Source organism: Comamonas terrigena NBRC 13299, from assembly GCF_006740045.1.
Lineage (GTDB): Bacteria > Pseudomonadota > Gammaproteobacteria > Burkholderiales > Burkholderiaceae_C > Comamonas > Comamonas terrigena.
The window spans coordinates 1671582-1698433 of record NZ_AP019749.1; the positions used below are offsets into that span (position 1 = coordinate 1671582).

Below are 26852 nucleotides of genomic sequence, written 5' to 3' on the forward strand. Positions count from 1 at the left end.
GCTGCGGGTGATCAGGCGATTATGGGAAAGGCGGGTGACCTGCTGCCAGTGCTTGGTGGGCACCAGATGGGGTGGTCCGGTCAGTGCTGCGCAGGCCAGGCGCACTCTGGCGCTAGGAGGTTGTGCTCAGTCTGCGCTGTGCACGCCCAGCAGGGCATGCAGATGGCTGCTGCTGGTGGTGTATTGCAGCAGCGGGGCCTGGCCGCTGAGTTGCTCGGCCACGGCAAAGGCGGCCAGCGTGGCTTCGTGGAAGCCGCACAGAATCAGCTTGCGTTTGCCGGGATAGGTGTTGATATCGCCCACGGCATAGATGCCGGGCTCGGCCGTGGCAAAACGGGCCGTGTCCACGGGCAGCTGCTTGCGTTCCAGCTCCAGCCCCCATTCGGCGATCGGGCCCAGCTTGGGTGAAATGCCCAGGTAGGCCAGCAGCAGATCGGCGTGCAATGCCTGGGTGCTGCCGTCGGGCAGCGCCACTTCCAGCGCTTGCAGGCGGCCATCGGCGGCCTGCTGTAGTGCTGCGGGCTGGCCTGCCACCACCTGGATACGGCCCTGGGCGCGCAGGTCGGCCAGCTGGGCCAGCAAGGCATCGGGGCCGGTGAACACATCGCGGCGGTGCAGCAGCGTGGTGCTGGCGGCGTCCTGTGCGGTGGCGCAGGCCACGGCAGCGGCCACGGCGGTTTCGTCGCCACCCAGTACCACCACGTGGCGGCTGCGGGCATGGCCCAGCTGGTGCGGGTGGTAGAAGAGCTGGCTGCCCACCAGGGCATCCGCCCCCTCTACCTTGAGTGCACGCGGCACAAAAGCGCCCACACCAGCGGCCAGGATCAGGCTGCGGGCGGCAAAGCGGGTGCCGGTGTGGGTGGTCAGCAGCAGGCGGTCATCGGCCAGACGCTGCAGCTGTTCCACCTGCTGGCCCAGGTGGTAGACCGGGGAAAACGGTGCGGCCTGCTGCTGCAGGCGCTCCGACAGCTCCCGGCCGGTGCAGGCGCGGATGCCGGGAATGTCGTAAATCGGTTTGTCGGGATAGAGCTCGGCGCATTGGCCGCCAGCATGGGGCAGGGCGTCCACCACATGGGCCCGCAGGCCCAACAGCCCCAGCTCGAATACCTGGAACAGCCCCACCGGGCCGGCACCTACGACCACCACGTCGGTGGTGATCGGTGCGGCAGTGTCGGCGGGTTGCGCCGCAGCGGCTTGCAGGGGCATGGCGGCGTGGCGCTCAGCGGATCAGGTCGTTGATCTTGCCGGGCGTGCCGTTGAAGCTGTCGGCGTCAGGCAGCGAAGCCTTGCGCTTGGTGATGCTCTTCCAGCCCTTGGCCAGCGACAGCTCGGCATTCAGCTTGATGAAGGCCAGTTGGTCGGCAGGCACATCTTCTTCGGCAAAGATGGCGTTGGCCGGGCATTCGGGAATGCACACGGCGCAGTCGATGCACTCATCGGGATCGATGACCAGGAAGTTCGGGCCTTCGCGGAAGCAATCCACAGGGCACACATCCACGCAATCGGTGTATTTGCACTTGATGCAGTTTTCGGTGACGACGTGAGTCATGGTTGTTCTTATGGGGTTCGGTGAAACCCCAGGATTTTAGGTGTTTTCCCAAGTCCCTCCAGCAGGCGGGGCGGAACAAGGGTTAAAGAGACCCGCCAGACCGGTGCCTGGCAGGGTCCGGGCTGTTGCTCAACGCACCAGGGCCGCGCCGGCGGTGGCATTGCTGGCAGTGTCCACCAGAATCAGCGAACCCAGCTGGCGTGCACGGGTGAAGGGGGCTGCAGGAATGGCTTCCTGCAGTTGCAGTTCGACCTGACCGATGGCGTTGGCTTCCAGCTGCTGGGCCTCTTCCTGGTCCAGGGTGTTGATGTTCAGGCGGTAGGCCACGCGGCGCGCCTTGGCCTTGACCCAGCGGTGGCCATGCAGCGCCCAGTAAACGCGGCCGGGAACCAGCGGCTCGTTGTCCATCCAGGCCACGGTGGCGGTGATGTCGCGGCTGGCCGGCCAGGGGCTGACGGCGGTGGGGGTATCAAAGTCGTCCTCGGCCATGGCGGACTGCACGGGGGCGGCCACGATCCAGTCGCCACGCGAGACATCGACCTCGCGGTCCAGCGTAATGCCAGCGGACAAGCCGGCTTCCACGCCCTTGGGTGCGCGGGCATGGTCAATCACCTGGGCGATGGTGGCCAACTGGCCGCTGGGCAGAATCTGTGCCAGTGCCCCGACCTGGGCGCTGCCGGCAGCCACACGGCCCCAGAACACGCGGCGGCCCTGGGTGGTGACGGCACTGTCATGGAATTTCTCCACCCACTGCACCGGGAAGGCCAGCGGCAGCTGTACATCGGCCGGGGTGTTGGGCAGCTCTTCCAGCAGTTGCAGCAGGCTGGGGCCTTGGTAACCGGCCCAGCCGGCTTCGCGGTTCACCACGTTGAAGCCCTTGAGGGCCGAGACGGGAATGGTGGCGGCCACGGCAATGCCCGCGTCCTGGGCAAATTGCGCCAGTGCGCCGCGGATGTGGGCAAAGGCCAGTGCCGGGTCGGCCACGGCGTCGAGCTTGTTGACGGCAAACACTAGCGAATGCACGCGCAGCAGATGGGCCAGCAGGCTGTGGCGGCGGGTCTGGGGCAGCAGCTGCAGGCTGGCGTTCTGCCAGTCGAGCTTGGTGGCGTCCACCAGCACCACGGCGGCATCGGCGCTGGAGGCTGCGGTGACCATGTTGCGGGTGTACTGCTCGTGGCCGGGGGCGTCGCCGATGATGAACTTGCGGCTTTCGGTGGCGAAGTAGCGGTAGGCCACATCGATGGTGATGCCCTGTTCGCGCTCGGCAGACAGGCCGTCGGTCAGCAGTGCCAGGTCGGTTTCACCGCTCTTGGTCACGCCGGCCAGCTGGTCCTGCAGCACGGCGCGGGTGTCCACCAGCAGGCGGCCGATCAGCGTGGATTTGCCGTCGTCCACCGAGCCGCAGGTGATGAAGCGCAGCGCGGATACATGGTCATTCAGGTCTGCTGTGCCATCGGCACCGGCCTGGGCCGCTGTGGAGTTGATCGTTTCAGTCATCGCATTCTTTCAGTGTTCAAACACGTCCCAGGTCGGGACCGCCGCGCTGGCGGTGTCGCCCTTCCGGCAGTACGCCCTGCCTGGGAAGGGGCAGGCGCGCAGCGCCTCAGGGCTGTGTCAGAAGTACCCATCCTTTTTGCGCTTTTCCATCGATGCCTCGCTGGTCTTGTCGTCCATGCGGGTGGCACCGCGCTCGCTCACATCGGCGGCCAGGGTTTCGACCACGATGTCGGCGGCCGTGGCGGCCGTGCTCTCCACGGGGCAGGTGCAGGTGATGTCACCCACAGTGCGAAAGCGCACATCGCGCTGCACCACCTGCTCGCCATCCTTGGGCGGCGTCAGCGGCGTGACGGGCACCAGCAGACCCTTGCGCTCCACCACATCGCGCTGGTGCGTGTAGTAGAGGCTGGGCAGGGCGATCTGTTCGCGGTCGATGTACTGCCACACATCCAGCTCGGTCCAGTTGCTGATGGGGAAGACGCGGAAATGCTCCCCCTGTGCAATGCGGGTGTTGAACAGCGTCCACAGCTCGGGGCGCTGGGCCTTGGGCTGCCATTGGCCAAAGCTGTCGCGGTGGCTGAAGATGCGTTCCTTGGCACGGGCTTTTTCTTCGTCGCGGCGGGCACCGCCAATCAGCGCGTCAAAGCGGAATTCCTCGATCGCTTCGAGCAGCGTGACCGACTGGTGCACGTTGCGCGATTCGCCGGGGTGGGCCAGGCGCACCGTGCCGCGGGCCATGGAGTCTTCCACGCTGCGCACGATCAGCTCGGCGCCCAGTTCCTGGGCACGGAAATCGCGGAAATCGGTCACTTCCGGGAAGTTGTGGCCGGTGTCGATCATCAGCAGCGGATAAGGGATGCGGCCCGCACCAAAGGCCTTTTCCGCGCAGCGCAGCATGACCAGCGAATCCTTGCCGCCCGAAAACAGCAGGGCGGGGCGTTCAAAAGCGGCAGCCACTTCACGCAGGATGAAGATGGTTTCCTCTTCCAGCGCATCCAGGTGGCGGTTGCTGAGGTGGCTCAGCACGGAAGTATCCACACGGGCGTTCATAAATACACTTTCAAGCGAAACAGGTCTCTGGCGCTGACGCAGCAAGCGCCAGAAGCCAATGTTTTTCAGTGGGCGATGTGCAGGCCGCACTCGCGGTTGTCTTCGCCCTTGGTGGGGTCCACGTAGTCGAAGTTGTTGGGCAGGCCATGCTGTTCGCAGTATTCGTACAGGTCCTTGGACGACCAGTGCAGCAGCGGCGCCACCTTGATCAACCCGTCGGGGTTGATGCTCACGGGATCCATCTGGGCCCGCACGGCGGTGTCGGTGGCGCGCAGCGCGGTGAACCAGACCTTGGGCGCGGTCTCGCGCAGGGCGCGGGCAAAGGGCTCCAGCTTCACTTCTTCGGTGAAGGCAGCATGGCGGGGATCATCCAGCGCCGGCGTGGCGCCTTCCACGGCTTCGCGGTGGGCGCGGGAGCGGCGCGGCAGGTAGATCTTCAGATTCAGATTCAGCTGCTTGGTGACCGCATCGGCGAACTGGTAGGTGGCTTCGGTGTTGTAGCCGTTGTCCATCCACACCACGGGGACGCCGGGCTGGGCCTGGGCGACCAGGTGCAGGATCACGGCCTCGAACGGGCGGAAGTTGGTGGTGACGATGGTGGGCTGGTTCAAACCCACGGCCCAGCGCACCAGGGCCTGGGCGTCACGGCCCAGCTCGGTGTTGATGCGGGCCAGATCCAGAGCGGGGGCGAGCTGGCTCATGCTTGCTCCTCGGCGAAATGGGGCTTGGTGTGCACGGCATCGGCCTGGTAGTAGCCGCCAAAGCGCTCGAACTGGCGCTGGGCATCGGCCGCATCCACGTCTGCACGCAGCACGGCAGAGCTGAAGCCGGTGCGCTCCATCTGCACCAGCTGGTCGATCAGCACATCGCCGGTGGCGCGGATGTCGCCGGAAAAGCCACGGCGGCGGCGCAGCAGATAGGCCTGGCTGAAGGCGCGGCCATCGGTGAAGTTGGGGAAATGCAGGTCAACCTGGGTGATGCCGTCCAGATTGGCTTCCAGGGCATTCGCATCATTGGCCAGCACCAGCACGCTGGTGTCGCCTTCGGCGGGGCCGGCGTAGGCGGAGTGGGTCAGGATTTGCATAGGGGTTCCTTGTTCTTGTTCTGGCGCTCAGGCTGCCGCTTCTTCCTCTTCGGCAGCGGGGTGGCGCGCGGCCTTGCCGGCTTCCTTGAACGGGTCCAGGCCAATGCGGCGCACGGCATCGATGAAATGCTCGCCGGGCTGGCGCAGGTTGCGGTAGGTGGTCAGGACAGCTTCCAGCACGTCGGGCACCTCGGCGGCACTGAACGAGGGGCCGATCACCTTGCCGGCCACGGCTTCGCCCGACAGGCTGGAGCCGTCCGAGCCGCCCAGCGTGACCTGGTACCACTCCTTGCCATCCTTGTCGACGCCCAGAATGCCGATGTGGCCGCTGTGGTGGTGGCCGCAGCTGTTGATGCAGCCGCTGATGTGCAGGTCGATCTCGCCGATGTCGTCCAGCTCGTCGAGGTCCTGGTAGCGCTGTGTGATGGCTTCGGCAATCGGCAGGCTGCGGGCATTGGCCAGAGCGCAGAAGTCGCCGCCGGGGCAGGCGATCATGTCGGTCAGCAGCGCCACGTTGGTGCTGGCCAGACCCAGGGAGCGGGCCGCCTGCCACAGCGCGTGCAGCTGGCTGACCTGGACCCAGGGCAGCATCACGTTCTGGTCGTGGGTCACGCGGGCTTCGCCGGCAGAGAAGCGGTCCACCAGCTGGGCCAGGGCATCCAGCTGGTCGCTGGTGGCATCGCCGGGGGCCTGGCCGGTGCGCTTGAAGGACAGCGTCACGGCGCGCAGGCCGGCCAGCTTGTGGGCGTGGACGTTGCGGCTGATCCAGCGCGCAAAAGCGGGCTCCTGCGCGGCCTGGGCAATCAGGGTCTGTTCATCGGCTGCCGCGTCGGCCACGGCGGGCAGTGCGGGCGTGGTGAACATGGCAGCCACGCGGTCGAATTCGGCCTGGGGCACGGTGTGGGGGCCACCGTCGACTTCCACGATCTGGCGGAATTCCTCTTCCACCGCATCGATATAAGCCTGGCCTTCGGCCTTGACCAGAATCTTGATGCGGGCCTTGTACTTGTTGTCACGGCGTCCCAGCTCGTTGTAGACGCGGACGATGGCCTCGATGTAGTTCATGATCTGGTTCCAGGGCAGGAACTCACGGATCACCGTGCCGATCACCGGCGTGCGGCCCATGCCGCCACCCACAAAGACCCGGAAGCCCACTTCGCCGGCTGCGTTCTTGAGCACATGCAGGCCCACATCGTGCCAGCCGGTGGCAGCACGGTCTTCGGCGGCTCCGGTGATGGCGATCTTGAACTTGCGCGGCAGGAAGGCGAACTCCGGATGCAGCGTGGTCCACTGGCGCAGAATTTCTGCGTAGGGGCGGGGGTCGACCACCTCGTCGGGCGCAATGCCGGCCAGCGCATCGGTGGTGGTGTTGCGGATGCAGTTGCCGCTGGTCTGGATGCCGTGCAGGTTCACGGAAGCCAGCAGGTCCATCACATCGGCGGCCTTGGACAGCGGAATCCAGTTGAACTGCACATTGGTGCGCGTGGTGAAGTGGGCGCAGTGCGTGGGCAGGAAGGTCGTGCCCAGCTTGCCCTGGCCTTCCATGGCGGCCTTGAACACGGCGGCTTCGGGTTCGTCGTACTCGCGGGCGACGCGGGCCAGCACGCGGATCTGGTCGGAATTGATTTCCCCATAGGGCACGGCCACACGCAGCATGGGGGCGTAGCGCTGCACGTACCAGCCGTTTTGCAGGCGCAGCGGGCGGAAGTCATCTTCCGGGAGCTTGCCGCTTTGCCAGCGCTCCAGCTGGTCTCGGAACTGGTCAGCGCGCTGCTGGACGAAGGCTTTGTCGAAGTCGGTGTATTGGTACATGGCTACGGTGCTTGCGTGGGGGGCACGGGCCGTGCATGCGATGCCGGCCTGACTCTATGGGGCCGCACTGTAGAGAAAGCTTATATGGAAACAAACTATTGTTTTTTCCTTCATGTATATCTGTTTGTGTATATAGAACTGTCATGCACGCTGACTAGCGCTGACAGGCGGTGCAAAAAAGCCCGCGCAAGGCGGGCTGGATGGGCCAAGTAGGGCTTCAGGCGGCCTGCATGTGCCAGCCAACTGGATACGGACGGTCAAGACGACCGGACAAGGCGAAAGCCCGGCGTGCCGATTGGTGCCGGCCGGCGCTCAGAACGGCTTGGCGCCCATGATGGCGGCCGTGGCCAGCAGAAACACCAGTTGCAGCACCAGCACCAGGCGGCGTGTGCTGGGGTTGGGCGCCGTCAGCAGCCGCTTGGCAACGCCGCAGCACACGCCGTGCACCACGTACAGGATCAGGCCGATGTAGGGATACATCATCTGCTGCCAGGGGCCGACAAAGGTGACGGCCAGGCCGGTGAGCGCAGCCAGGCCGCCAAAGACCCGGGTGAAGCCATAGCTGAGCGTGGCCTTGCGTGCGGGCAGTGCCTTCCAGGCCAGTGCAGTGAACAGCAGGGCGCACAGCAGGGTCAGCACGGCCAGCAGCATGTGGGAATGTTTGAGAGCGATGTACATGGGGTGATACGGTGTGGAAGTTCTTATGAAAACAGGAGCTTGCTGTGCACTGTTGGTATGGTTCTGCAGACTATTTTGCGTGGAAAAAATGCTTGCAGCTGCCAGTCAGCTATCTGTGGGCGGTGCTGCGGCGGCGCTGGCCGTGGTGCGCAGCGTCTCCAGGTGGATGCTGGTTTCGGAGTGGCTGATGCCCTTGATCAGGCGGATGCGCTCCAGCGCCCGCGCCAGTTCGGGCAGGGTGGCCACCTGCAGCTCGGCCAGCAGGTCCCACTGGCCGTTGGTGGCGTGCAGGGCCTGCACGGCGGGTTCGCCCAGCAAGGTGGCGGTCACCCTGCGTGCGTCATTGCCTTCGATGGCAATGCTCATCCAGGCCTGCAGTCCGCCGGTCTCGGCTTCGGGTTTGAGGCGCAGCGTGTAGCCCACGATCACGCCTTCGTCTTCCAGGCGGCGCAAACGGTTGGTCACGGTGCCGCGCGACACCTGCAGCCGCGCGGCCAAGGTGGCCACGCTTTCACGGGCGTTGTGGCGCAGCAGGGCAATCAGGCGCTGGTCGATCTGATCCAGATTGAACATAGTGGCAACGATGGCTGTCGATATGGCAGATTTTTGCCGATTTTGAACAGTTTTTGGCGATATGAATTGCCGCTGGCCTGTGTCACGCTCATGCCATCTCTTCCGCGCACCCTGGGTGCTGCTTTGCCGGAGGCAATTTTCATGACTGCACTGACCGCTGTACACCGCCTGCCGAGCGCCCAGGTACACACCGACTTCCTGAGCGCCACCGATGCCGCGCGCCTGGTGGCGCGCGTCGGCGTGGTCGAATGCGTGCGCCGCATCACCCAAGCGCTGGAGGCCGACTTCGGCCGCTGGAACGACTTTGACAAGACCGCACGCACGGCAGCCCATTCCGCGCAGGGTGTGATCGAACTCATGCCCGTGGCCGATGCGCACGATTACGCCTTCAAATACGTCAACGGCCACCCCGTCAACACCCAGCACGGCCTGCCCACGGTGATGGCTTTTGGCGCGCTGGCCGATGTGGCCACCGGCATGCCGCGCTTTGTCAGCGAACTGACGCTGACCACGGCCTTGCGCACCGCCGCCACCTCGGTCATGGTAGCGCGCACGCTGGCCCGGCCTGGCAGCCACCGCATGGCATTGATCGGCAACGGCGCCCAAAGCGAATTCCAGGCCTTGGCGTTTATCGATCAATTGGGGGTGCGTGAACTGCGGCTGTTCGATGTGGACCGTGCCGCCAGCGCCAAGCTGCAGCGCAACCTGGCACCGTTTGCGGCCCTGTATGGGGTCGAGGTGCAGATGGTGGACAGCGTGCATGCGGCCGTGCAGGGCGCCGATGTGGTCACCACCGTCACCGCCGACAAGCGCAATGCCGTGGTGCTGGACGCCAGCGCACTGGCGCCGGGCATGCACATCAACGCCGTGGGCGGGGACTGCCCCGGCAAGACCGAGCTGGATGCCGAGGTGCTGGCACGCAGCAGCGTCTTTGTCGAATATGAACCCCAGACCCGGCTGGAGGGTGAGCTGCAGCAGATGCCGGCCGACTTTGCCGTGACCGAGTTCTGGCGGGTGCTGAGCGGCGCGGCGCCCGGCCGGGTGTCGGATGCCCAGATCACCCTGTTTGATTCCGTGGGCTTTGCGCTGGAAGATTATTCCGCCCTGCGCACCATGCAGGCGCTGGGCCGGGAGGCGGGGCTGCTGTCGCGCATCGAGCTGGTGCCCACGCTGGCAGATCCCAAGGATTTGTTTGCCCTGCTGCACCAGGGTGAGGATATGCACCAGGCAACGCTGCCCTCCGTGGAGCGCGCGGCCTGGCACAAAGTGGCGTGAGGATGGAAATGCTTCAGAAAGACGAGTTGGCCGTGCAGGTGCACCAGGCCGTGACGCTGATCGGTGTGCCCACGGACGTGGGCGCGGGGCGCCTGGGTGCTGCCATGGGGCCGGATGCCCTGCGCGTGGCCCAGCTGGGCCCGGCCTTGGCGCATTTTGGCGTGGATGTGCAGGACATCGGCAACCTGGCCGGCCCGCCCAATCCGCGCGGTGCACGCGATGCGCAAGGCCTGCGCAACTATGCCGAATGCCAGGCCTGGAACCAGGCCACGCACGACACCGTGCTGGCGCAGCTGCAGGCTGGGCGCATGCCCATCATGCTGGGCGGCGACCACACGCTGGCCACCGGTTCCATCAGCGCCGTGGCGCGCTACTGCCGTATGGCGGGCAAGCGCCTGCGCGTGCTGTGGCTGGATGCCCATGCCGACTGCAACCTGCCCGACATCAGCCCTACCGGCAATCTGCACGGCATGCCCGTGGCCAGCCTGTGCGGTCACGGTCCGGCTCCGCTGGCCGGCATGGCCGGCTTCACGCCCGCGCTGCAGGGGCCAGACATCTGCCAGATCGGCCTGCGCAGCGTGGACGAGGTGGAAAAACGCATGATCCAGCGCCTGGGTCTGGAAGTGTTCGATATGCGTGCCATTGACGAGCAAGGCATGCGTGCCGTGATGCAGCAGGCCCTGGCCGGGCTGGAAGGGCCTGAAGGCGACGATGTGCACCTGCACCTGAGCTTTGATGTGGACTTTCTGGACCCCGATATCGCTCCCGGCACCGGCACCACCGTGCGCGGCGGGCCGAACTACCGCGAAGCCCAGCTGTGCATGGAAATGATTGCCGACACCGGCCGCCTGGCATCGCTGGACATTGTGGAGTTGAACCCGGCTCTGGACATCCGCAACCAGACGGCCGAGCTGGTGGTGGATCTGGTGGAAAGCCTGTTCGGCAAGAGCACGCTGGTGCGCTAGTGCGAAGCAGCCCGGGCTGACGTGGTTCCGCTCCGTCGCCCCATCCCGTCTCACCATCTGCGTTCCGGCATTCCCGGTGCGCTGCCGCAGGACGCCGTAGCGGCGTCCTTGCATCTGTGCTGCTCAGCCGCGCCGCTGCAGCCGTTCCGTTCCCAGGTGCAGCGCCAGCTTGGCGTCCAGCGGCAGTGGTTCACCGTGCAGGCGCGCGGCCAGCAGCTCGCCGCAGAGGATGGACAGCGTCAGCCCGCGCGCGCCCAGGGCGGTGAGGGCCCACAGGCCTGCCAGGTTCTCCCCGGTGTCGTCTGAGCCAGCCCCCGGGGCTGCAGAGCCCACCGCGTGCGCAGTTGCCGCCGGCCCCACCGGCCCCACGATCGGCAGCCGGTCGTGGCTGGCCACCCGCACCCGGCCCCAGGTCGGGCTGCAGCGGGCATCTTGCGGGTCAAACCAGGGGGCCATGGCTGCGCCGCTGGCGGGCAGCAGTGTGGACAGCTTGCCGTGGTTCACCGCGTGGGCGGCCGCCTGGTCGGCTGCGGAGATGGGCATGGCGGTCACATCGCGCTCGAAGGTGGAGCCCATGACCCAGATTTCACCATGCTGCGGGTCTTGCGGCTGTGGAATATGGGTGACCAGATTGCCATTGCCGTTGACCGGGAAGGGCGGCAGGGCGCTGGCGTTGTCTGCGGTGTGCAGCCCCCAGCTGATCTGCCCGCGGATGGGTTGCAGCGGCCACGGTTGCCGGTGCGGCAGCAAGTCAGCCGTGGCGGGGCCGCAGGCCAGTACCGCCAGGTCGGCCTCGGCCAGGATGCGGTCGTCTGCGTCCAGCGCCTGCCAGCGGCCATCTGCGCTGCGCTGCAGGCGGGCCACCACGGCATGCGCCTGCACACGGATCTGCGGGTGATGCAACTGGGCCTGCACCAGCTGGGCCGGGCGCACCCAGCCGGCTTGCTGGTGCCAGCAGGCCACGGTGTCCGGTGGGAGGCCGGCCCGGGACAGCTGGGTGGCGCTGGCGCTGTGGCTCCAATCGTCCCCCGGGCCGCCGGCCCAACTGGCCGGAAGGCCGGTGCCGCCATCGGTGCAATGCTCCAGCACGCCGCTGTGGCCCCAGTCCGTGCCTTCCTGGCACAGGTCGCGCAGGCGCTGCAGCGTCTGGCGCACCCCGTTGCGTGACAGGCGCGAGAGCACACTGTCATCGGGCGATACATGCGGGCAGAACAGGCCGGCAGGCAGGCCGGAGGCGCCGTCCGCCGGGCCGTCACCGGCTACCAGCACCTGCACCTGCCAGCCACGCAGCGCCAGGCTGTGGGCGGCGGCACTGCCGGCCAGGCCGGCACCCACCACCAGGGCCGTGCCGGCTTGGGCCACCGGGGATGGACCCGTCTGGGCGCGCACGCGCGGTTCCCAGGCCGGGTTGAAGCAGGCCTGCAGGTTGTCGCGCTTGGGGGGCACGCCAGGCACCTTGCGCACTTCAAAGCCGCATTGCGCCAGCTGGTCGCGCACCGCGCGCGCAATGGTCCAGGTGGCCAGTTGCGTGCCGCGCCGGCAGTGGCGGGCCAGGGCTTTCAGGGTGTGGGCATCCCAGATGCCGGGGTTGGCGCTGGGGCTGAAACCGTCCAGGTAGATGCTGTCGGCCACCGTGGTCTGCTGGCGCAGCATGGCCTGGGCATCGCCAATCCACAGCGTCAGCTGCACGCGGCCGTCTTCAAAGCCCAGGCGGTGCACACCGGGCAGCAGACCATGAAAGCGCGCGGCCAGCTGTTCGGCCAGCGGGCGCAGCAGGGGATCGGTGGGGGCAGCGCGCAGCAGGTCGGCGGCGCTGACCGGGTAGGCCTCGACCGAGGTGAAATGCAGCATGCGCGGGCGCTGCGGATCGGCCTTCCAGGCCGCCCAGGTCACCAGAAAGTTCAGGCCCATGCCAAAGCCGGTCTCCAGCACGCGCCACTGTGCCTGGTCGGCCCAAGCCGCAGGCAGGCCACAGCCTGCCAGAAACACCTGGCGCGCCTGGTTCAGTCCCCCGAGTTCGCTGTGGTAGCGGTCCTCAAAACGGGGGCTGTAAGGAGTGCCATCGGGCAGCCAGGCAATCGGTTCGGACATGGGGGCAGGGTTCAGAGGAGTAAGACTAGGGGGCACCCGGGCCGACGCCGCAGCGGCGGTACGCCGCGCCACAGGGATCCGCTCAGTCCCAGCGTTGCTGGTAGGAAAACGTGGGCAGCCGCCAGTGAAAGCGGATGGCGGCCAGCCGGAACAGCAGCCCGCCCGCAAAGCACACCAGGGTGCTGATGTTGGGGCCGACATCCAGCGCGCGCAGGCCCAGGAACAGCAGGCAGACGGCCAGGGACACGCTGGCATACAGCTCGCGGCGGAAGACCACCGGCACCTGGTTGCACAGCACGTCGCGCAGAATGCCGCCGCTGATGCCGGTGATCATACCGGCCATCACCACCACCACGCCGGGGTAGCCCAGCTCCAGCGCCACATTGCAGCCGATCAGCGAGAAGGCGATCAGGCCCATGGCGTCCAGCAGCAGGAACACCTGCTTGAGGTGGATCATGTAGCGTGCCACCACCGTGGTCAGCAGGCCGGCGGAAATCACCAGGTACACATATTCGGGGTGCTGCGTCCAGCCAATGGGGTAGTGGCCCAGCACCATGTCGCGGATGGTGCCGCCGCCCAGTGCGGTGACGAAGGCGATCACGACCACACCAAAGATGTCCATGTTGCGGCGGCCTGCCGCCAGTGCGCCGGACATGGCTTCGGCCGTGATGGCGATCAGGTAGATCACCAGCATGACGGTGAGATTGGACAGCTGGAACGATTCCAGCAGGGAAACAGATGGAAGCATGGCGGACCCATACGTGAAAAAACCAGGCATGGATGCTGTCCATGGCCTGGTGCGCCTCTCCCGCTGTCCTTTGTACCTGAGAGTTGCGTGCGCGCAGCCCGGTGCTGCGGCACTTGCCCCTTCGGTGAGCCGGGCCGGGTGGCACGGGCTGCTCTCCAGTTGGCGAATCTTTGCTGCGGTACGTCGGCCTGAGCGATTATGGGAGTTTGCGCCTTCGGCGGAGGCCGGCTGTGCAGCTGCCTCGCTCTCCCGCAGAAAGCGGCGATTCTAGGCGCTTTTGTGCAGCGCAGAGGCTGCAGGGGCGTTGGTGCGGGGGAAGCGGCTTGCAGGCTGCGGGCAAAAGAAAGCCCCAGGGCCTGAAGCGCTGGGGCGGGTCTTCACGCAGTGCCCACCGCACTGCGTTGGGCACGCTGCAATTACTGCGCGCTGGGGGGCGGCACAAAGCCGGCTGCGGCATCGGCGCCAGCGCCGAAGAAATGGTTTTCCATCTGGCGGGCCAGGTACTGGCGGGCGCGGGCATCGGCCAGGTTCAGGCGGTTTTCGTTGACCAGCATGGTCTGGTGCTTGAGCCAGTCGGCCCAGGCTTGCTTGCTCACGCTTTCGAAAATGCGCTTGCCCAGCTCGCCGGGGTAGGGCGGAAAGTCCAGGCCTTCAGCGTCTTGGCCGAGCTTGATGCAGTGAACGGTACGTGCCATAGGGGAAATCCTGTCTACGGATGTTTTGGTAATAACAAACTGAAATCTTATTGGTTTCAGTTTTGAGGGTGGCATTCCAGAATGCACAGCAACGGAGCGAGAAGCCGTTTGACAACGCAACCAGAATCACCGAGACCCTCAATGACAAATCGCCGCCACTTTATCAAGTTTCCCCTGCTTGCCAGCCTTTTGACCGGCTTGACCCTCGGCGCTCTGCCGGCTCTCCCCGCACTGGCCCAGCAGCAGGTGACGCTGCTGAATGTCTCCTACGACCCGACGCGCGAGCTGTATGTGCAATACAATCAGGCCTTCGCCAAGTACTGGAAGGCCAAGGCCGGTCAGGATGTGACGATCAAGCAGTCGCATGGCGGCTCGGGCAAGCAGGCCCGCTCGGTGATCGACGGCCTGGATGCCGACGTGGTGACCCTGGGTCTGGCTCCGGACGTGGATGCCCTGGTCAAGCACGGCGGTCTGGTGGCGGCCGACTGGCAAAAGCGCCTGCCGCACAACTCGGCACCTTACACCTCGACCATCATCTTCCTGGTCAAGAAGGGGAACCCCAAGGGCATCAAGGACTGGGATGACCTGATCAAGCCCGGCGTGTCGGTGATCACCCCCAACCCCAAGACATCGGCTGGCGCCCAGTGGAACTACCTGGCTGCCTGGGAATACGGCAAGCGCAAGTTCGGCGGCGAAGCCGGCGCCAAGGACTATGTGAAGAAGGTCTACGGCAATGTGCCCGTGCTGGACACCGGCGCGCGCGGCTCCACCATCACCTTTGCCCAGCGCAATGTGGGCGATGTGCTGCTGGCCTGGGAAAACGAAGCCTTCCTGGTACTCAAGGAGTTTGGTGCCGAGAAGTTCCAGATCGTGGTGCCTTCCGTCAGCATCGTGGCCGAACCCACCGTCTCCGTGGTGGACAAGAACGCCGACAAGAAGGGCACCCGCGCCGTGGCCGAGGAGTACCTGAAGTACCTGTACTCGGACGAAGGCCAGGACATCGCCGGCAAGAACTACTACCGTCCCACCTCGGAAAAGGCGCGGGCCAAATACGCAGCCCAGTTCCCCAAGCTGGATCTGTTCACCATCGACCAGGCCTTTGGCGGCTGGGCCAATGCCGGCAAGCACTTTGTGGATGGCGGCAGCTTCGATCAGATCTACACCAAGAAGTAAGCACCACGCGGCGGGGTGGCGCACGTCACCCCGCTGCACTCAACCAAGGAGCATGCCATGCAAGCACAGCCTGCCTACCAGCCTTATTTGAAAAGCAATCTCGCCCCGCGCGGCAAGGCACCCCAGGAGCAGGTGCGCCAGCTCCTGCTGGTCACCGCCCGGCAATGGGGGGTGCGGGCCATGGCACAGCAGGCGGCATCAGTGGCACGGCCCTGCTGGCAGGCAGGTTGAGCCTGCCCGCTCCCACATCGCGTTCGTAGGGGTTGATGCCTTGTTCTTCCGAAAGGAAGGCAAGGCTTTTTTGCATGGGACCTGCAGACAGGCGGTTGCACAGGCATTTTGTGTGCGCCTTCTATTGCACTGCAGCAGAGTTTGGTGGCGCAGAAAGCGTGAGGGCTGGAAACACCTTGCACTGCACAGTTCTGTAAACGAAAAAATACGAACCGGAGCGCGGCAGATGCGTGAAAACGGCGTGCCAAAAAATAAAGCCTGCAGCGCAAACTGCAGGCTTTTAAAAAAGAAACTGATTGAAGTTGAACTCGCTTTGAATAAGCTTGGTGATGGCCATCCAAGCTTGTTCTCGCATAGGTTCCAAACCGCAGGGCCTGCACGGTCTACCAATCGGACTCTCCCCCCTCTCGGAATCCCATGAATATTGCACACTGCGATTTGGAGCCTGAATATTAACCGATTTCTTCCCATAGGATTTCTATATGTCAGGGGAATGAAAAATCTCTGATGAAAAGCAACAAACCGTACCGAGTTAAGCAAGCCGTCAGTTTGGCGTGAGCGCGGTGTGCAATATGCACTGCGCCAATGCCGGGGTGTGAAACCGTCGGCGCATTATCGGCGCGGCCCGGGTTGGCCGTGCCTGTGCACACCCAGGAGCAGCCCCGTGGCGCCGGGGCTGCTCCTGGCCGTTGAGGCGGCCTGACCCCCGCGCTTGACACCTTGGAAGGCGCCAGGGCGCGAAGGGCAGGGGATGCCGGTTACGCCATGGTCATCAGGCTGGCATTGCCGCCAGCGGCGGCGGTGTTCACACTGACGGCACGCTCCAGCAGCAGGCGTTCCAGCGGTACCGGCGCCGTGGCGTCGGCCAGGTGGCAGCAGCCCACCAGCGGTCCGCTGCGCTGGGCCAGAGCCTGCAGCAGGCTTTGCAGGCTGGCGGCGCTGCCTTGGTGCAAGACCACATCCACTTCGGTCTGGGCCAGGGCGCCGTCGTCCACCAGTTGCACGCGGGTTTGCACGGCTTCCGGCAGGCGGCTGTGCAGCAGCGCATGCTGGCTGCTCCACAGCGCCTGGCTGCCCACGGCCAGCACCGCGGCCAGCTGGCGCAGCAAGGCGATGTCGCTGTCCGCCTGGCACAGCACCTGGGCACGCGGCAGCAACTGGTAGGTGTTGCGTTCACCGGTGGGGCCGGGCAGGGCATAGCGCAGGCCTGCAGGGGACTGGGCGGGCAGTTCCTGACCATAGGCGTGCACGGCTTCCAGTGCCGGCTGCAATGCCGACCAGCGGGACAGGGCATGCAGGGCTTCGGGTTGCTGGACGCTGTCGATAGCCGGGCTGCAGGCGCGCTCCAGCAGGGGGCGCAGCCGGCCGGGATGGCGGGCCAGCAGGCGCAGAAGGTACAGCGGGCCACCGGCCTTGGGGCCCGTGCCCGACAGGCCTTCGCCTCCAAAGGGCTGCACGCCCACCACGGCCCCCACCATATTGCGGTTCACATACAGATTGCCGGCGTGGGCGCGCGCCAGCACCGCCTCCACGGTTTCGTCGATGCGGGTGTGCAGGCCCTGGGTCAGGCCATAGCCGGTGGCGGTGATCTGGTCCAGCAACTGGGGCAGCCGGTCACGGCGGTAGCGCAGCACATGCAGCACGGGGCCGAAGACTTCGCGCTGCAGCTCACTGATGGCGTCAATCTCGATCAGCGTAGGTGCCACGAACGTACCGTTGCCATCCACCGCCGGAGACAGCGGTGCCTGCGTGGTGCGGTGGCCCTTGGCCTGCATGGCGGCAATATGCTGGCGGATGCCGGCTTGCGCTTCGGCGTCGATCACCGGCCCCACATCGGTGGACAGGGCGGCGGGGTTGCCGCTGGCCAGCTCCTGCATGGCGCCGCGCAGCATTTCCAGCACGCGGGGCGCGGCGTCTTCCTGCACGCACAGCACGCGCAGGGCCGAGCAGCGCTGGCCGGCACTGTCAAACGCGCTGCTCAGCACATCGCCCACCACCTGTTCGACCAGCGCGGAAGAGTCCACGATCATGGCGTTCTGGCCGCCGGTTTCGGCAATCAGCACCACCGGTTGGCCGTCCGGGCGCAGGCGCTGGGCCACGCTGCGCTGCAGCAGGCGCGCCACCTCGGTGGAGCCGGTGAACAGCACACCTTGCACGCGGGCATCGGCCACCAGGGTGGCGCCCACGGTGTCGCCCGCGCCGGGCAGCAGTTGCAGTGCCGGTGCAGGGATGCCGGATTGCAGCATCAGCTGCGTGGCCAGGTGGGCGACCAGCGGGGTCTGTTCGGCCGGCTTGGCCAGCACGGTGTTGCCAGCGGCCAGGGCCGCGGCAATCTGGCCAGTGAAGATGGCCAGCGGAAAGTTCCAGGGGCTGATGCACACCACCGGGCCCAGCGGAATGTGGGTGGCGTTGGAGAAGTCACGCTGGACCTGGGCGGCGTAGTAGCGCAGAAAGTCCACGGCCTCGCGCACTTCGGCCACGGCATTGGCCGAGGTCTTGCCGGCCTCGCGCTGCAGCAGGGCGATGAACTGGGGCAGCTGTGCCTCATAGGCGTCGGCGCAGGCCTGCAGCAGGCGGGCACGCTCGGTGGTGGACGTGCGTGCCCAGTCGGCGGCGCCGGCATGGGCGGACTGCAGTGCCTGCTCCACTTCCGCCAGCGTGGCATCGCGCACTGTCCCCAGCGGGTCGCCGTGGTCGGCGGGGTTGCGCACGGCCACGGGCAGGGGGGCGGACGGCGCTGTGTCGGCAGGCAGGGCCAGCAGCGGCTGGGCATGCCAGCTGGCGCCCAGTGCCTGCTCCATGGCGGCTTGCAGCTCGGGCAGCACGGTGTCGCTGCTCAGATCCAGGCCTTGCGAATTGGCGCGTTGCGGGCCGTAGAGCTGGCCGGGCAGGGGAATGCGCGGGTGGTGTGCGCCCACGCTGCCTTCGTGGATGGTGGACTGGTCCACGACGGTGACGGGGGAAACCGCCAGTTCGTGCAGGGACAGCAGGGGGTCGGCAATGCGGTGCACGAACGAGCTGTTCGCGCCGTTTTCCAGCAGGCGGCGCACCAGGTAGGCCAGCAGCGTTTCGTGTGTGCCAACCGGGGCGTAGATGCGGCAGGGGCGGCCCAGCGGGCCCACCACCTGTTCGTACAGTGATTCGCCCATGCCGTGCAGGCACTGGAATTCATACTGGCCGCGCTGGTAGCTGGCGGGTTCGGCCATCTGGTAGATGCTGGCCAGGGTCTGCGCGTTGTGGGTGGCGAACTGGGGGTAGACCGCGTCCGGTGCTGCCAGCAGCTTGCGTGCGCATGCCAGGTAGGACACGTCGGTGTGCACCTTGCGGGTGTAGACCGGGTAGTCGGTCAGGCCGTCGATCTGGGCGCGCTTGATCTCGCTGTCCCAGTAGGCGCCCTTGACCAGGCGGACCATCAGCCGGTGGCCGGTGCGGCGTGCCAGATCGACCACATGGTCGATCACGAACGGGCAGCGCTTCTGGTAGGCCTGAATGACAAAGCCCAGGCCGTTCCAGCCCGCCAGCGATGGGGCCAGGCACAGGGCCTCCAGCAGGTCGAGGGAAATCTCCAGACGGTCGGCCTCTTCCGCATCGATGTTCATGCCGATGTCGTACTGCCGGGCCAGTTCGGCCAGCTGCAGCACGCGTGGCAGCAGCTCGGTCATCACACGGGCGTACTGTGCGCGGCTGTAGCGCGGATGCAGGGCGCTGAGCTTGATGGAGATGCCCGGCCCTTCATAGATGCCGCGCCCGGCCGATGCCTTGCCGATGGCGTGTATGGCATCCACGTAGGACTGCATATAGCGCGCTGCATCGTCCTCGGTCAGTGCGGCTTCGCCCAGCATGTCATAGGAATAGCGAAAGCCCTGCGCTTCCAGGCGGCGGGCGTTGTTCAGTGCCTCGCCAATGGTCTCGCCGGTCACAAACTGCTCGCCCATCATGCGCATGGCCATGTCCACGCCTTTGCGTACCAGGGGTTCGCCGCCCTTGGAGGTGAGCTTGGCCAGTGCCGTGCCCAGGCTGCCTTCGCTGTGCGTGGCCACCAGCTTGCCCGTCAGCAGCAGGCCCCAGGCCGCGGCATTGACGAACAGCGAGGGGCTTTTGCCCAGGTGGCTTTGCCAGTCGCCGTCGCGGATCTTGTCGCGGATCAGGGCATCGCGGGTGGCGCTGTCGGGAATGCGCAGCAGCGCTTCGGCCAGGCACATCAGTGCAATGCCTTCCTGGCTGGAGAGCGAGAATTCCTGCAGCAAGCCCTGCACCAGCCCGCTTTTGCCGCTGCCGGCCTTGCGTGCGCGCAGCTGCTGGGCCAGTTGCAGTGCCATGTCCTGCACCGCCTGGGCGGTGGCAGCGGGCAGACGGGCCTGCTCCAGCAGCGGGGCCACCGCCTGGGGCTCGGGAATGCGGCAGGCGGCGGTGATGGCGGCACGCAAAGGCGTGGCGGGGGCCGGACCGGTCGCAAAATGGCGAACCGCATCGACGGTAGTCATGGCAGAAACAGCGCCGGCAGGCAGGGGGCTGGACATGGAAGGCTCCCAGAGAACTGGATGGTTAATGAATTGCGCGATGATTTCCGAAAATGTGACGAATAAAATTCTGAAAAATGACAGACGCAACGAACAATTCACCAAGCGATGCCGATGAAGGCCTGCAGCAGGACAGCGGCCTGGACCGCATCGACCGGCGCATTCTTGCCATCCTGCAGGACGATGGCCGCATCTCCAACCTGAAATTGGCCGAACGCGTGGCCCTGTCGCCCACCGCCGTGCTGGCCCGCGTGCAGCGCCTGACGCGCGAAAAGTTCATCCTGGGCTACGAAGCCCGGCTGAACCCCCAGAAGCTGGGGGTCGGCATGCTGGTGTTTGTGGAAGTGCTGCTGGACCGCACCACGCCCAATGTGTTCGATGAATTCAAAGCCGCCGTGCAGGTGCATCCCGAGGTGATGGAATGCCATATGGTGGCCGGCGGCTTTGACTATCTGCTCAAGACCCGCATGGCCGACATGCACGCCTACCGCGCGTTCGCAGGCCGCGTGCTGTGGCAACTGCCCGGCGTTCGCGAGACGCGCACCTATGCGGTGATGGAAGAGGTCAAGGACGAGGCACGGCTGCCGATGCGCTGAGCAGCGGCAGGCCCCGACCTGTCCGGCCCGTCGCACCATGGCTTGTGCGGGCTCTTCAGGCCGCCGTCGAGCGACGAAGGCCGCGAAGGCACCGGCAGTCTCCCTGCCCGAGGTTGGAATGGATCGGCGGGTGATCCGTTTCAGTGCAGTCCGGCTTTGTCCAGCCCGAACATCTGGTCCTTCGAGCCCGGCAGGTTGCGAAAGGCCACATTGAGGCGGTTCCAGCCGTTGATGGCCACCACGCGGAAGGTGAGCTCGGAGAGCTCGGTGTCCTCGAAGTGCTCGCGGGCGGCGGCATAGAGTTCGTCCGGGACCCCTTCGCCCTGGATTCTCGTCAGCGCTTCGGTCCAGGCCAGGGCCATGCGCTCTTGCGGCGTGAACAGCGTGGACTCCCGCCAGATGGTGAGGTGGTGCAGGCGCAGCTCGCGCTCACCGTGGAGCCTGGCCTGCTTGACGTGCATGTCGAGGCAGAAGGCACATCCGTTCAGTTGCGAAGCACGAATGTCCACCAGCAGGGCGAGGCTCTGGTCCAGCTTGCCGGCCATGCCGAACGCGAGATATTTCCTGAACAGGTCGGGCGAGGTTTGCATGTAGTCGAGGCGTGGCGAATGTGCAGTCATGGTCATTTCCTTGGTACAGGTTGGCGTACCGGGCTTGCAGCAAGCGCGGGACATGAACAAGACGACAGGGCCGGGTGCTTTGTGACATGCGCACCGGATTTTTCTAATCCTGCACCGCCTGCTTCTGCACGATCCCGGCCAGCTTGTCCGGGTTGCGCTGTATGTAGAGTGCGCCGATGCGGCTTTCTGCCCCGGTGGCAGGGGTGAGAGTGATGGTCTGCACCGGTGCGCCATGGTTGTGATCGTCCACGATCAGGCAGCCAGGCAGACCATTGACCACGGTCGGCACAATGCGCCAGCCACGGTTGTGCTCCAGCTTCGCCCAGCCGATCAGGGCCTTGGCAATGCCGACGCTGCCGCACAGCGGCCTGGTGATTGCGCTGACCTTGCCGCCGCCATCGGCCACCATCACCGCGTCGCTTGCCAGCACCTGCGCCAATGCGTGGATGTCCCGGGTGCGTATGGCCTGGGCAAAGGCTGCGGCCAGGCGCTGGCGCTCCTCGTCGGCAACTTCGCAGCGTGCGTAGCCCGCCTTGATGTGCCGGCGTGCCCGGCTGACCAGCTGGCGGCAGGCGTCGGTGCCGCGGTCGAGATGGCGGCCGATCTCTTCGTACTCCAAATCGAACACGTCGTGCAGCAGGAAGGCTGCACGCTCCAGCGGTGACAGGCGCTCCAGCGCCAGCATGAAGGCCACCGAGACGTCCTGGGCAAATTCCGTCTGCCGCTCGGGACTGGGGGCCCAGCCAAACAGCAGGTCGTCCTCGAGCAGCGGCTCGGGCAGCCAGATGCCTATGTACTGTTCGCGCCGCACCGCTGCCGACCCCAGCTTGTCGAGGCACAGATTGGTGGTCAGGCGTGACAGGTAGGCGCCCGGATTGTCGATCCCGCTCTCGTCCACCTCGACCCAGCGCAGCCAGGTGTCCTGCACGATGTCTTCTGCCTCCGCGCGCGAGCCCAGCATGCGATAGGCCAGCGCCCGCAGCCTGCGTGCATGTTCGGCGTCATAGCGGCGTGCGCGTTCGTCGGGAGAGTAGGGATTTTTCTGGATCACGGGTGCGGTCTCTCGGCTCGCCCCAAGCGGGCGCACCAGTATGACGACATAGCCTTCATGGGTGTGACATGAACGGCCGCGCTGTGGCTCCGGCGGCCGGGAACAGCTGGCGCATGGCCCTGCGGGGTCAGCAGGCGGAATGCCGACCGGCTGGTGCAGGCTCTTGTCCTGTCCCTCTTTCCCAGAAGCCGTCGCAGGGGCAGGCGAATAGGTACCACATGAGACAATCGCGCCACCATGAGTGACCAGAACGACAAGATTTCCCCCGATACCGAGTACGCCGCCATGCCCGCCGCCGACCCCAACCTGCCCGAGGGCTGGCTGGAGGTGGTGTCCATGGACATGGAGGCCAAGGGTGTGGCCCGCAAGCCCGACGGCAAGGTGGTGTTCATTGACGGCGCCCTGCCGACCGAGCTGGTCACGGCCAATGTGCACCGCAAGAAGAACAACTGGGAAGCCGCCAGCCTGCGCGAGATCCACCGCGAATCCGCGCAGCGGGTGAAGCCCGGCTGCCCCAACGCCGGCCTGCACGAAGGTGCCTGCGGCGGCTGCAAGATGCAGCACATGCATGTCGCAGCCCAGGTGGCCGTCAAGCAGCGCGTGCTGGAAGACAATCTGTGGCACCTGGGCAAGGTGAAGCCTGAAACCCTGTTGCGCCCCATCGAAGGCCCGACCTGGGGCTACCGCTACCGCGCCCGCCTGTCGGTGCGCTATGTGATCAAGAAGGGCAAGGTGCTGGTGGGCTTCCATGAGCGCAAGAGCCGCTATATTGCCGACATGGAAACCTGCAAGGTGCTGCCGCCCCATGTGGATGCCATGCTGATGCCCATGCGGGCACTGATTGCCAGCCTGGATGCGCGCGAGACCTGCCCGCAGATCGAAGTAGCCTGCGGCGACGACGTGACGGCCCTGGTGCTGCGCCACCTGGAGCCCTTGAGCGACGCCGACCTGCAGCGTTTGCGTGACTTCGGCACGCAGTACGACGTGCAGTGGTGGCTGCAGCCCAAGGGGCCGGACACCGTGCACCTGATGGAGCAGGGCGGTACCCAGCTGGCGTATTCCCTGCCGGACTTCGGCATCACCATGCCGTTCAAGCCAACCGACTTCACCCAGGTGAATCCGCACATCAACCGCGTGCTGGTGACGCGTTCGCTGCGCCTGCTGGCGGCGCAGAAGACCGATCGCGTGATTGACTGGTTCTGCGGTCTGGGCAACTTCACATTGCCGCTGGCGACGATGGCGGGCGAGGTGCTGGGCATTGAAGGCTCGGACGCGCTGGTGCAGCGCTCGCACGAAAACCTGGCGGCCAACAATGCGGCCCGCGCCGACGGCGACAAGCTGGCGCCCACCACGTTCGTGGCCCGCAACCTGTTCAATATGACGCCCGCCATCCTGATGGCCGACGGCAATGCCGACAAATGGCTGGTGGATCCTCCCCGCGAAGGTGCGTTTGCGCTGGCCAAGGCGCTGGCCGACATCCACCAGATCCGCATTGGAGCCAAGCAGACCGGTGTGGCCACCGAGGAGCAGCCCGATCTGCTGCCGCCGCTGCCCGAAGGCCATGAGAACTGGACGTTCCCCGAGCGCATCGTGTATGTGAGCTGCAGCCCCGCCACGCTGGCGCGCGATGCCGGCCTGCTGGTGCATCAGGCGGGTTACCGCTGCGTGACGGCGGGCGTGGTGAACATGTTCCCGCACACGGCCCACGTGGAATCGATGGCGGTGTTCGAGCGCGCTTGAGCTTGAGACCGGGCGGGGGCCGGATCGTGTTCCCCGGCACAGGACAGCGCCAGCCACAAAAAAAGCCCCGGTAACGGGGCTTTTTTGCGTCTGCGGCCGTGCGGCAGGCCATGGGTGACGCCGACAGGATCCCGGCAGGCCGCACGGCGGAAGGTGGCCGCCAGCGTCCGCGGGCTTCAGCTGCGGTCGCGGCTTTCGGTTTCGACGCCGTCGTTGTCCGAGCGGTTGCGGCGTTGCACGGGTTTCTGCGTGAAGACCGAGGGTGTGCCTTCGATCTTGAATTCGCGCATGTAGCTGTCCATGTCCTTCCAGCCTTCAAACACCAGACCCTTGGGGGACTTGGGGTTCAGGGCGTAGCAGTCTTCCAGTCCGCGCATGGCGTGGCGGCATGCACCGCCAATGGCGCGGGCTTCGCTTTCCTTGGCGACGGTGCGCGGATCCGGGCCGAGGCCGGGGATTTCATTGCAACCGGCCAGCAGCGCGCTGAACGCGCACATTGCCAGCAGGGTCGGGCGAAAGGAGTGGTGGATTTGGGGCATCTTGTCCCCATTATCGGCAGCTGCACCGGAATATTGAGTGCTTTTTACATGCTGCAGAGATGGCGCATCAGCAGGTGGCCTGACGGCGATGGAGCCAGCTGACACAGCGGTCAAAAAAAGAGCCACCGGCCAAGCTGGCCTGGGGATCTTGATCCGGGTGCAGGCCCTGGCGGGTGGCGCTCAGGCGGGGCGGCAGGGCAGGCTGCGTTCAACAGCCTGCCGCAGCAGACCGATTTACCAGCCCCACAGCAGGCTGCGTGCCACCCAGCCCTGGGTGCCGCTGGGGCTGCGCACCTTGGCCCAGCCGGCACGCTTTTCCAGCGTGCGCACCACTTCATGCTGTTCCAGCTTGCCGATCACGCGGTGGTTGGCGCCCGGGCCGTTGCGCAGATTGGCGGTACGGGCCTTGACCACATGGTGGGCCTGCGTGCTGGTGTTGGGGCGGTAGACCCAGCCCAGGGCGGATTCGTAGTCCCGCACTTTCAGCCAGTTGCCCTGGCGCGCAGTGACCTGCAGCGGGTAGCCCTTGGACAGCTCCCATTGGACCTGGGCGCGCGCCTGGGGTTGGGCGCGCACATTGGCGCTGTTGCCCTTGACGCTGACAAACTCCGGTGCCCGGGCGGCACTGGGCAGGGCGGTCCAGCTGGCGGCCAGGGTGGCAGCCACCAGCAGGGCGTGGGGAAGTGATGAACGGATGGAACGGTGAACGCGGTGTAGGGCGGCGGTGAACACGCGGCAAAGACTCCTGTGCGGGTGGTGCGCGGTGCCGCTGTCTGCCCTCAAGCCAGCCAATCGGGCGCCGCGCTGTGGATGGATGCTGCACCCGCCGGGGCCATGCCTGCCGGGGTGCATCTCTGGCTGGAGTGCCGCGCTGCGCCGAAAGTTCCCGGAAATTCAGGCGCTGTGGCGCTCTGCGGGGGTGGAGCCTGCTATGGAAGTTGTTGCGCGTGTGGTCCAGGCCAGTACAAAGCACAGCGCCAGCGTGGGCAGGGCTGCACCGGTCTGTGGCAGCCAGTGGGCAATGGCGTGGTAGCAGGCAATGCCGGCCAGCCACAGTCCGATCGACACCGGGTGCAGCGGGCGGGCGCCGGCCATCCAGTGGGCGGCGGCCTGGGCGCGGTCGGCGGCAGACTGGAACGCCAGGCGCCCGAGAATGACGCCGAACATGGGCACAAAGATGGAGCTGAGCGTCAGCAGGAACGGCTCGATGCTGTGCATGGGCAGCACCAGGGCCAGGGCGGTGCACAGGGCGATGAGCAGCAGACCCCAGCGGCGCACGCTCCAGGCCGGCAGCAGGCTGTGCAGCGCCAGGCTGCCGGAATAGGTGTCGCCATAGGCGTTGTCCACCTCGTCGATCAGGATCAGTGTCAGCGCAATCAGGCCGCCCTGGGCCAGCAGCAAGGCGGTGAGCAAGTCCTGCGACGGCAGGGTCAGCGCCACCAGCACGCCCAGGCCATAGCACCAGCAGTTGGCCACGGCAAAGCCCAGCCAGGTGCCGCGCAGCGCGCTGCCGCCGCTTTTGCCATGGCGGGCGTAGTCGGCCACCAGTGGCAGCCAGGAGATGGGCATGGCAATCACCAGGTCCATGGCCGACAGCCAGGACATGCCGCCTTCGCCCCGGCGTTGCCACAGGCTGTCCCAGCCGATGGCGCTGGCGCGCTCGGCAAAATGCCAGCTCAGCCACAGCAGCGAGAGCACGACCAGGGGCAGTGCGATGCGTGCAATCAGTTTGCGCACCAGCTGGATCATGGAGCCGCTGATCATCAGCGCCACCACCGCACCCCACAGGGCCGTGGCGCCCAGCATCCAGCCCAGGCCGGACTGGCCGCTGATGGCCAGCGTGGCGTCGCGCATCACCACCAGCTCGAACGTGCCCCAGCCCATCAGCTGGACCAGGTTCAGCGCGATCGGCAGCTTGGCAAAGTGGCTGCCATAGACATGGTGCATCAGCGCCGCACTGCCCAGGCCGGTATCGCAGCCGATCTTGGCGACCCAGGCCAGCAGGCCGGCGCCGACGATGGAGCCCAGCACAATGGTCCACAGGGCTTCGCGCAGGCCCAGGGCCGGCACCAGATAGGCGCCCACCTGCATCACCAGCAGGCCCACCCCCAGGCTGAACCACAGGGAGGCGTGGTCGTGGGTGGCGAATACCCGTTCGCTGGCGGCCACCTGCGTGAGTGCCTGGTTGTGCGCCGGACTGTGCCCGGCAGCGTTGGAAGAGGGAGAAGAAGACATGGATGCTCCGTATCGATACGAAGCAGGGCGCGTGGCCAGCGTGGTGCGCGGGCGGGCTGCGCAGGGGAGTCCCTGGCGGCTGGCTGGCACCGAGATGGTTCGGCTTCCCTGCGCGAGGATGATCTCGATG

Annotated in this window: 24 protein-coding genes and 1 riboswitch; of the genes, 6 read left to right on the plus strand and 18 right to left on the minus strand. The window is 66.2% G+C overall.

Annotated elements, in window-relative coordinates:
* Nucleotides 1-126: 126 nt before the first annotated feature.
* The 9 genes from CT3_RS07700 to CT3_RS07740 form a co-directional block, all read right to left on the minus strand.
* Entirely contained in the window at nt 127-1206 is a 1080-nt protein-coding gene (locus CT3_RS07700) for an NAD(P)/FAD-dependent oxidoreductase (RefSeq protein ID WP_066535370.1), read from the minus strand.
* Between the two features lie 13 nt (nt 1207-1219).
* A complete protein-coding gene (gene fdxA / locus CT3_RS07705) occupies nt 1220-1549 on the minus strand; it encodes a ferredoxin FdxA (RefSeq protein ID WP_066535367.1) in 330 nt (109 codons plus the stop codon).
* Nucleotides 1550-1678: 129 nt separating this feature from the next.
* On the minus strand, nt 1679-3046 hold the full coding sequence (locus CT3_RS07710; protein ID WP_066535364.1) for a sulfate adenylyltransferase subunit 1: 1368 nt from the start codon (nt 3044-3046) through the stop codon (nt 1679-1681).
* A gap of 117 nt (nt 3047-3163) precedes the next feature.
* The gene (cysD, locus tag CT3_RS07715) at nt 3164-4096 is read right to left on the minus strand and encodes a sulfate adenylyltransferase subunit CysD (RefSeq protein WP_066535362.1); all 933 of its coding nucleotides are present in this window, start codon (nt 4094-4096) and stop codon (nt 3164-3166) included.
* A gap of 65 nt (nt 4097-4161) precedes the next feature.
* Nucleotides 4162-4797: a phosphoadenosine phosphosulfate reductase domain-containing protein gene (locus CT3_RS07720; protein WP_066535355.1), complete on the minus strand. Its 636-nt coding sequence runs from the start codon at nt 4795-4797 to the stop codon at nt 4162-4164.
* Nucleotides 4794-5180: a DUF934 domain-containing protein gene (locus CT3_RS07725; RefSeq protein WP_066535353.1), complete on the minus strand. Its 387-nt coding sequence runs from the start codon at nt 5178-5180 to the stop codon at nt 4794-4796. The genes CT3_RS07720 and CT3_RS07725 overlap by 4 nt, the downstream gene beginning before the upstream one ends.
* Nucleotides 5181-5207: 27 nt before the next feature.
* Complete coding sequence (locus CT3_RS07730; RefSeq protein WP_066535350.1) at nt 5208-6992, minus strand: nitrite/sulfite reductase; 1785 nt, start codon at nt 6990-6992, stop codon at nt 5208-5210.
* A gap of 312 nt (nt 6993-7304) precedes the next feature.
* Nucleotides 7305-7670, minus strand: a complete 366-nt coding sequence (locus tag CT3_RS07735) for a hypothetical protein (protein ID WP_066535349.1) — start codon at nt 7668-7670, stop codon at nt 7305-7307.
* Between the two features lie 105 nt (nt 7671-7775).
* Entirely contained in the window at nt 7776-8234 is a 459-nt protein-coding gene (locus tag CT3_RS07740) for an Lrp/AsnC family transcriptional regulator (RefSeq protein WP_066536170.1), read from the minus strand.
* 150 nt (nt 8235-8384) lie between these two features.
* Between CT3_RS07740 and CT3_RS07745 the strand changes: the two genes are divergently transcribed.
* Entirely contained in the window at nt 8385-9518 is a 1134-nt protein-coding gene (locus CT3_RS07745) for an ornithine cyclodeaminase (protein ID WP_066535348.1), read from the plus strand.
* Between the two features lie 8 nt (nt 9519-9526).
* Nucleotides 9527-10483, plus strand: a complete 957-nt coding sequence (gene rocF / locus CT3_RS07750; protein WP_066536167.1) for an arginase — start codon at nt 9527-9529, stop codon at nt 10481-10483.
* A 123-nt stretch (nt 10484-10606) separates the two neighbouring features.
* Here the strand turns inward: rocF and mnmC are convergent, their stop codons facing one another.
* The 3 genes from mnmC to CT3_RS07765 form a co-directional block, all read right to left on the minus strand.
* The gene (mnmC, locus tag CT3_RS07755; RefSeq protein WP_066535345.1) at nt 10607-12574 is read right to left on the minus strand and encodes a bifunctional tRNA (5-methylaminomethyl-2-thiouridine)(34)-methyltransferase MnmC2/FAD-dependent 5-carboxymethylaminomethyl-2-thiouridine(34) oxidoreductase MnmC1; all 1968 of its coding nucleotides are present in this window, start codon (nt 12572-12574) and stop codon (nt 10607-10609) included.
* Between the two features lie 82 nt (nt 12575-12656).
* Nucleotides 12657-13322 carry a trimeric intracellular cation channel family protein gene (locus CT3_RS07760; RefSeq protein ID WP_066535340.1) on the minus strand — a complete coding sequence of 222 codons (666 nt, stop codon included), beginning with the start codon at nt 13320-13322 and terminating at the stop codon, nt 12657-12659.
* A 166-nt stretch (nt 13323-13488) separates the two neighbouring features.
* Nucleotides 13489-13584, minus strand: a riboswitch (glycine riboswitch).
* Nucleotides 13585-13738: 154 nt separating this feature from the next.
* On the minus strand, nt 13739-14017 hold the full coding sequence (locus CT3_RS07765) for an oxidative damage protection protein (protein WP_066535337.1): 279 nt from the start codon (nt 14015-14017) through the stop codon (nt 13739-13741).
* Nucleotides 14018-14158: 141 nt separating this feature from the next.
* Here CT3_RS07765 and CT3_RS07770 point away from each other — a divergent pair, with 141 nt between their 5' ends.
* Both CT3_RS07770 and CT3_RS21210 read left to right on the plus strand, forming a co-directional pair.
* A complete protein-coding gene (locus CT3_RS07770) occupies nt 14159-15190 on the plus strand; it encodes a sulfate ABC transporter substrate-binding protein (RefSeq protein WP_066535335.1) in 1032 nt (343 codons plus the stop codon).
* A gap of 57 nt (nt 15191-15247) precedes the next feature.
* A complete protein-coding gene (locus CT3_RS21210) occupies nt 15248-15421 on the plus strand; it encodes a hypothetical protein (RefSeq protein WP_172591829.1) in 174 nt (57 codons plus the stop codon).
* A gap of 758 nt (nt 15422-16179) precedes the next feature.
* Here the strand turns inward: CT3_RS21210 and putA are convergent.
* On the minus strand, nt 16180-19905 hold the full coding sequence (gene putA / locus CT3_RS07775) for a trifunctional transcriptional regulator/proline dehydrogenase/L-glutamate gamma-semialdehyde dehydrogenase (RefSeq protein WP_066536163.1): 3726 nt from the start codon (nt 19903-19905) through the stop codon (nt 16180-16182).
* A 113-nt stretch (nt 19906-20018) separates the two neighbouring features.
* On the opposite strand from putA, the gene CT3_RS07780 reads away from it, so the two are divergent.
* Complete coding sequence (locus CT3_RS07780) at nt 20019-20537, plus strand: Lrp/AsnC ligand binding domain-containing protein (RefSeq protein ID WP_280024289.1); 519 nt, start codon at nt 20019-20021, stop codon at nt 20535-20537.
* A 140-nt stretch (nt 20538-20677) separates the two neighbouring features.
* On the opposite strand, the gene CT3_RS07785 is transcribed toward CT3_RS07780, so the two are convergent.
* Both CT3_RS07785 and sigJ read right to left on the minus strand, forming a co-directional pair.
* Entirely contained in the window at nt 20678-21163 is a 486-nt protein-coding gene (locus CT3_RS07785) for a carboxymuconolactone decarboxylase family protein (protein ID WP_066535329.1), read from the minus strand.
* Between the two features lie 97 nt (nt 21164-21260).
* The gene (gene sigJ / locus CT3_RS07790) at nt 21261-22208 is read right to left on the minus strand and encodes an RNA polymerase sigma factor SigJ (protein ID WP_083520386.1); all 948 of its coding nucleotides are present in this window, start codon (nt 22206-22208) and stop codon (nt 21261-21263) included.
* A gap of 285 nt (nt 22209-22493) precedes the next feature.
* Between sigJ and rlmD the strand changes: the two genes are divergently transcribed.
* Nucleotides 22494-23948, plus strand: coding sequence for a 23S rRNA (uracil(1939)-C(5))-methyltransferase RlmD (rlmD, locus tag CT3_RS07795; RefSeq protein ID WP_098066364.1), 1455 nt, complete (start codon nt 22494-22496; stop codon nt 23946-23948).
* A gap of 176 nt (nt 23949-24124) precedes the next feature.
* On the opposite strand, the gene CT3_RS07800 is transcribed toward rlmD, so the two are convergent.
* The 3 genes from CT3_RS07800 to CT3_RS07810 form a co-directional block, all read right to left on the minus strand.
* Nucleotides 24125-24487 carry a hypothetical protein gene (locus CT3_RS07800; RefSeq protein ID WP_066535322.1) on the minus strand — a complete coding sequence of 121 codons (363 nt, stop codon included), beginning with the start codon at nt 24485-24487 and terminating at the stop codon, nt 24125-24127.
* A gap of 234 nt (nt 24488-24721) precedes the next feature.
* On the minus strand, nt 24722-25219 hold the full coding sequence (locus CT3_RS07805) for an SH3 domain-containing protein (RefSeq protein WP_370510799.1): 498 nt from the start codon (nt 25217-25219) through the stop codon (nt 24722-24724).
* Nucleotides 25220-25381: 162 nt separating this feature from the next.
* Complete coding sequence (locus CT3_RS07810) at nt 25382-26722, minus strand: purine-cytosine permease family protein (protein ID WP_066535320.1); 1341 nt, start codon at nt 26720-26722, stop codon at nt 25382-25384.
* Nucleotides 26723-26852 lie beyond the last annotated feature (130 nt).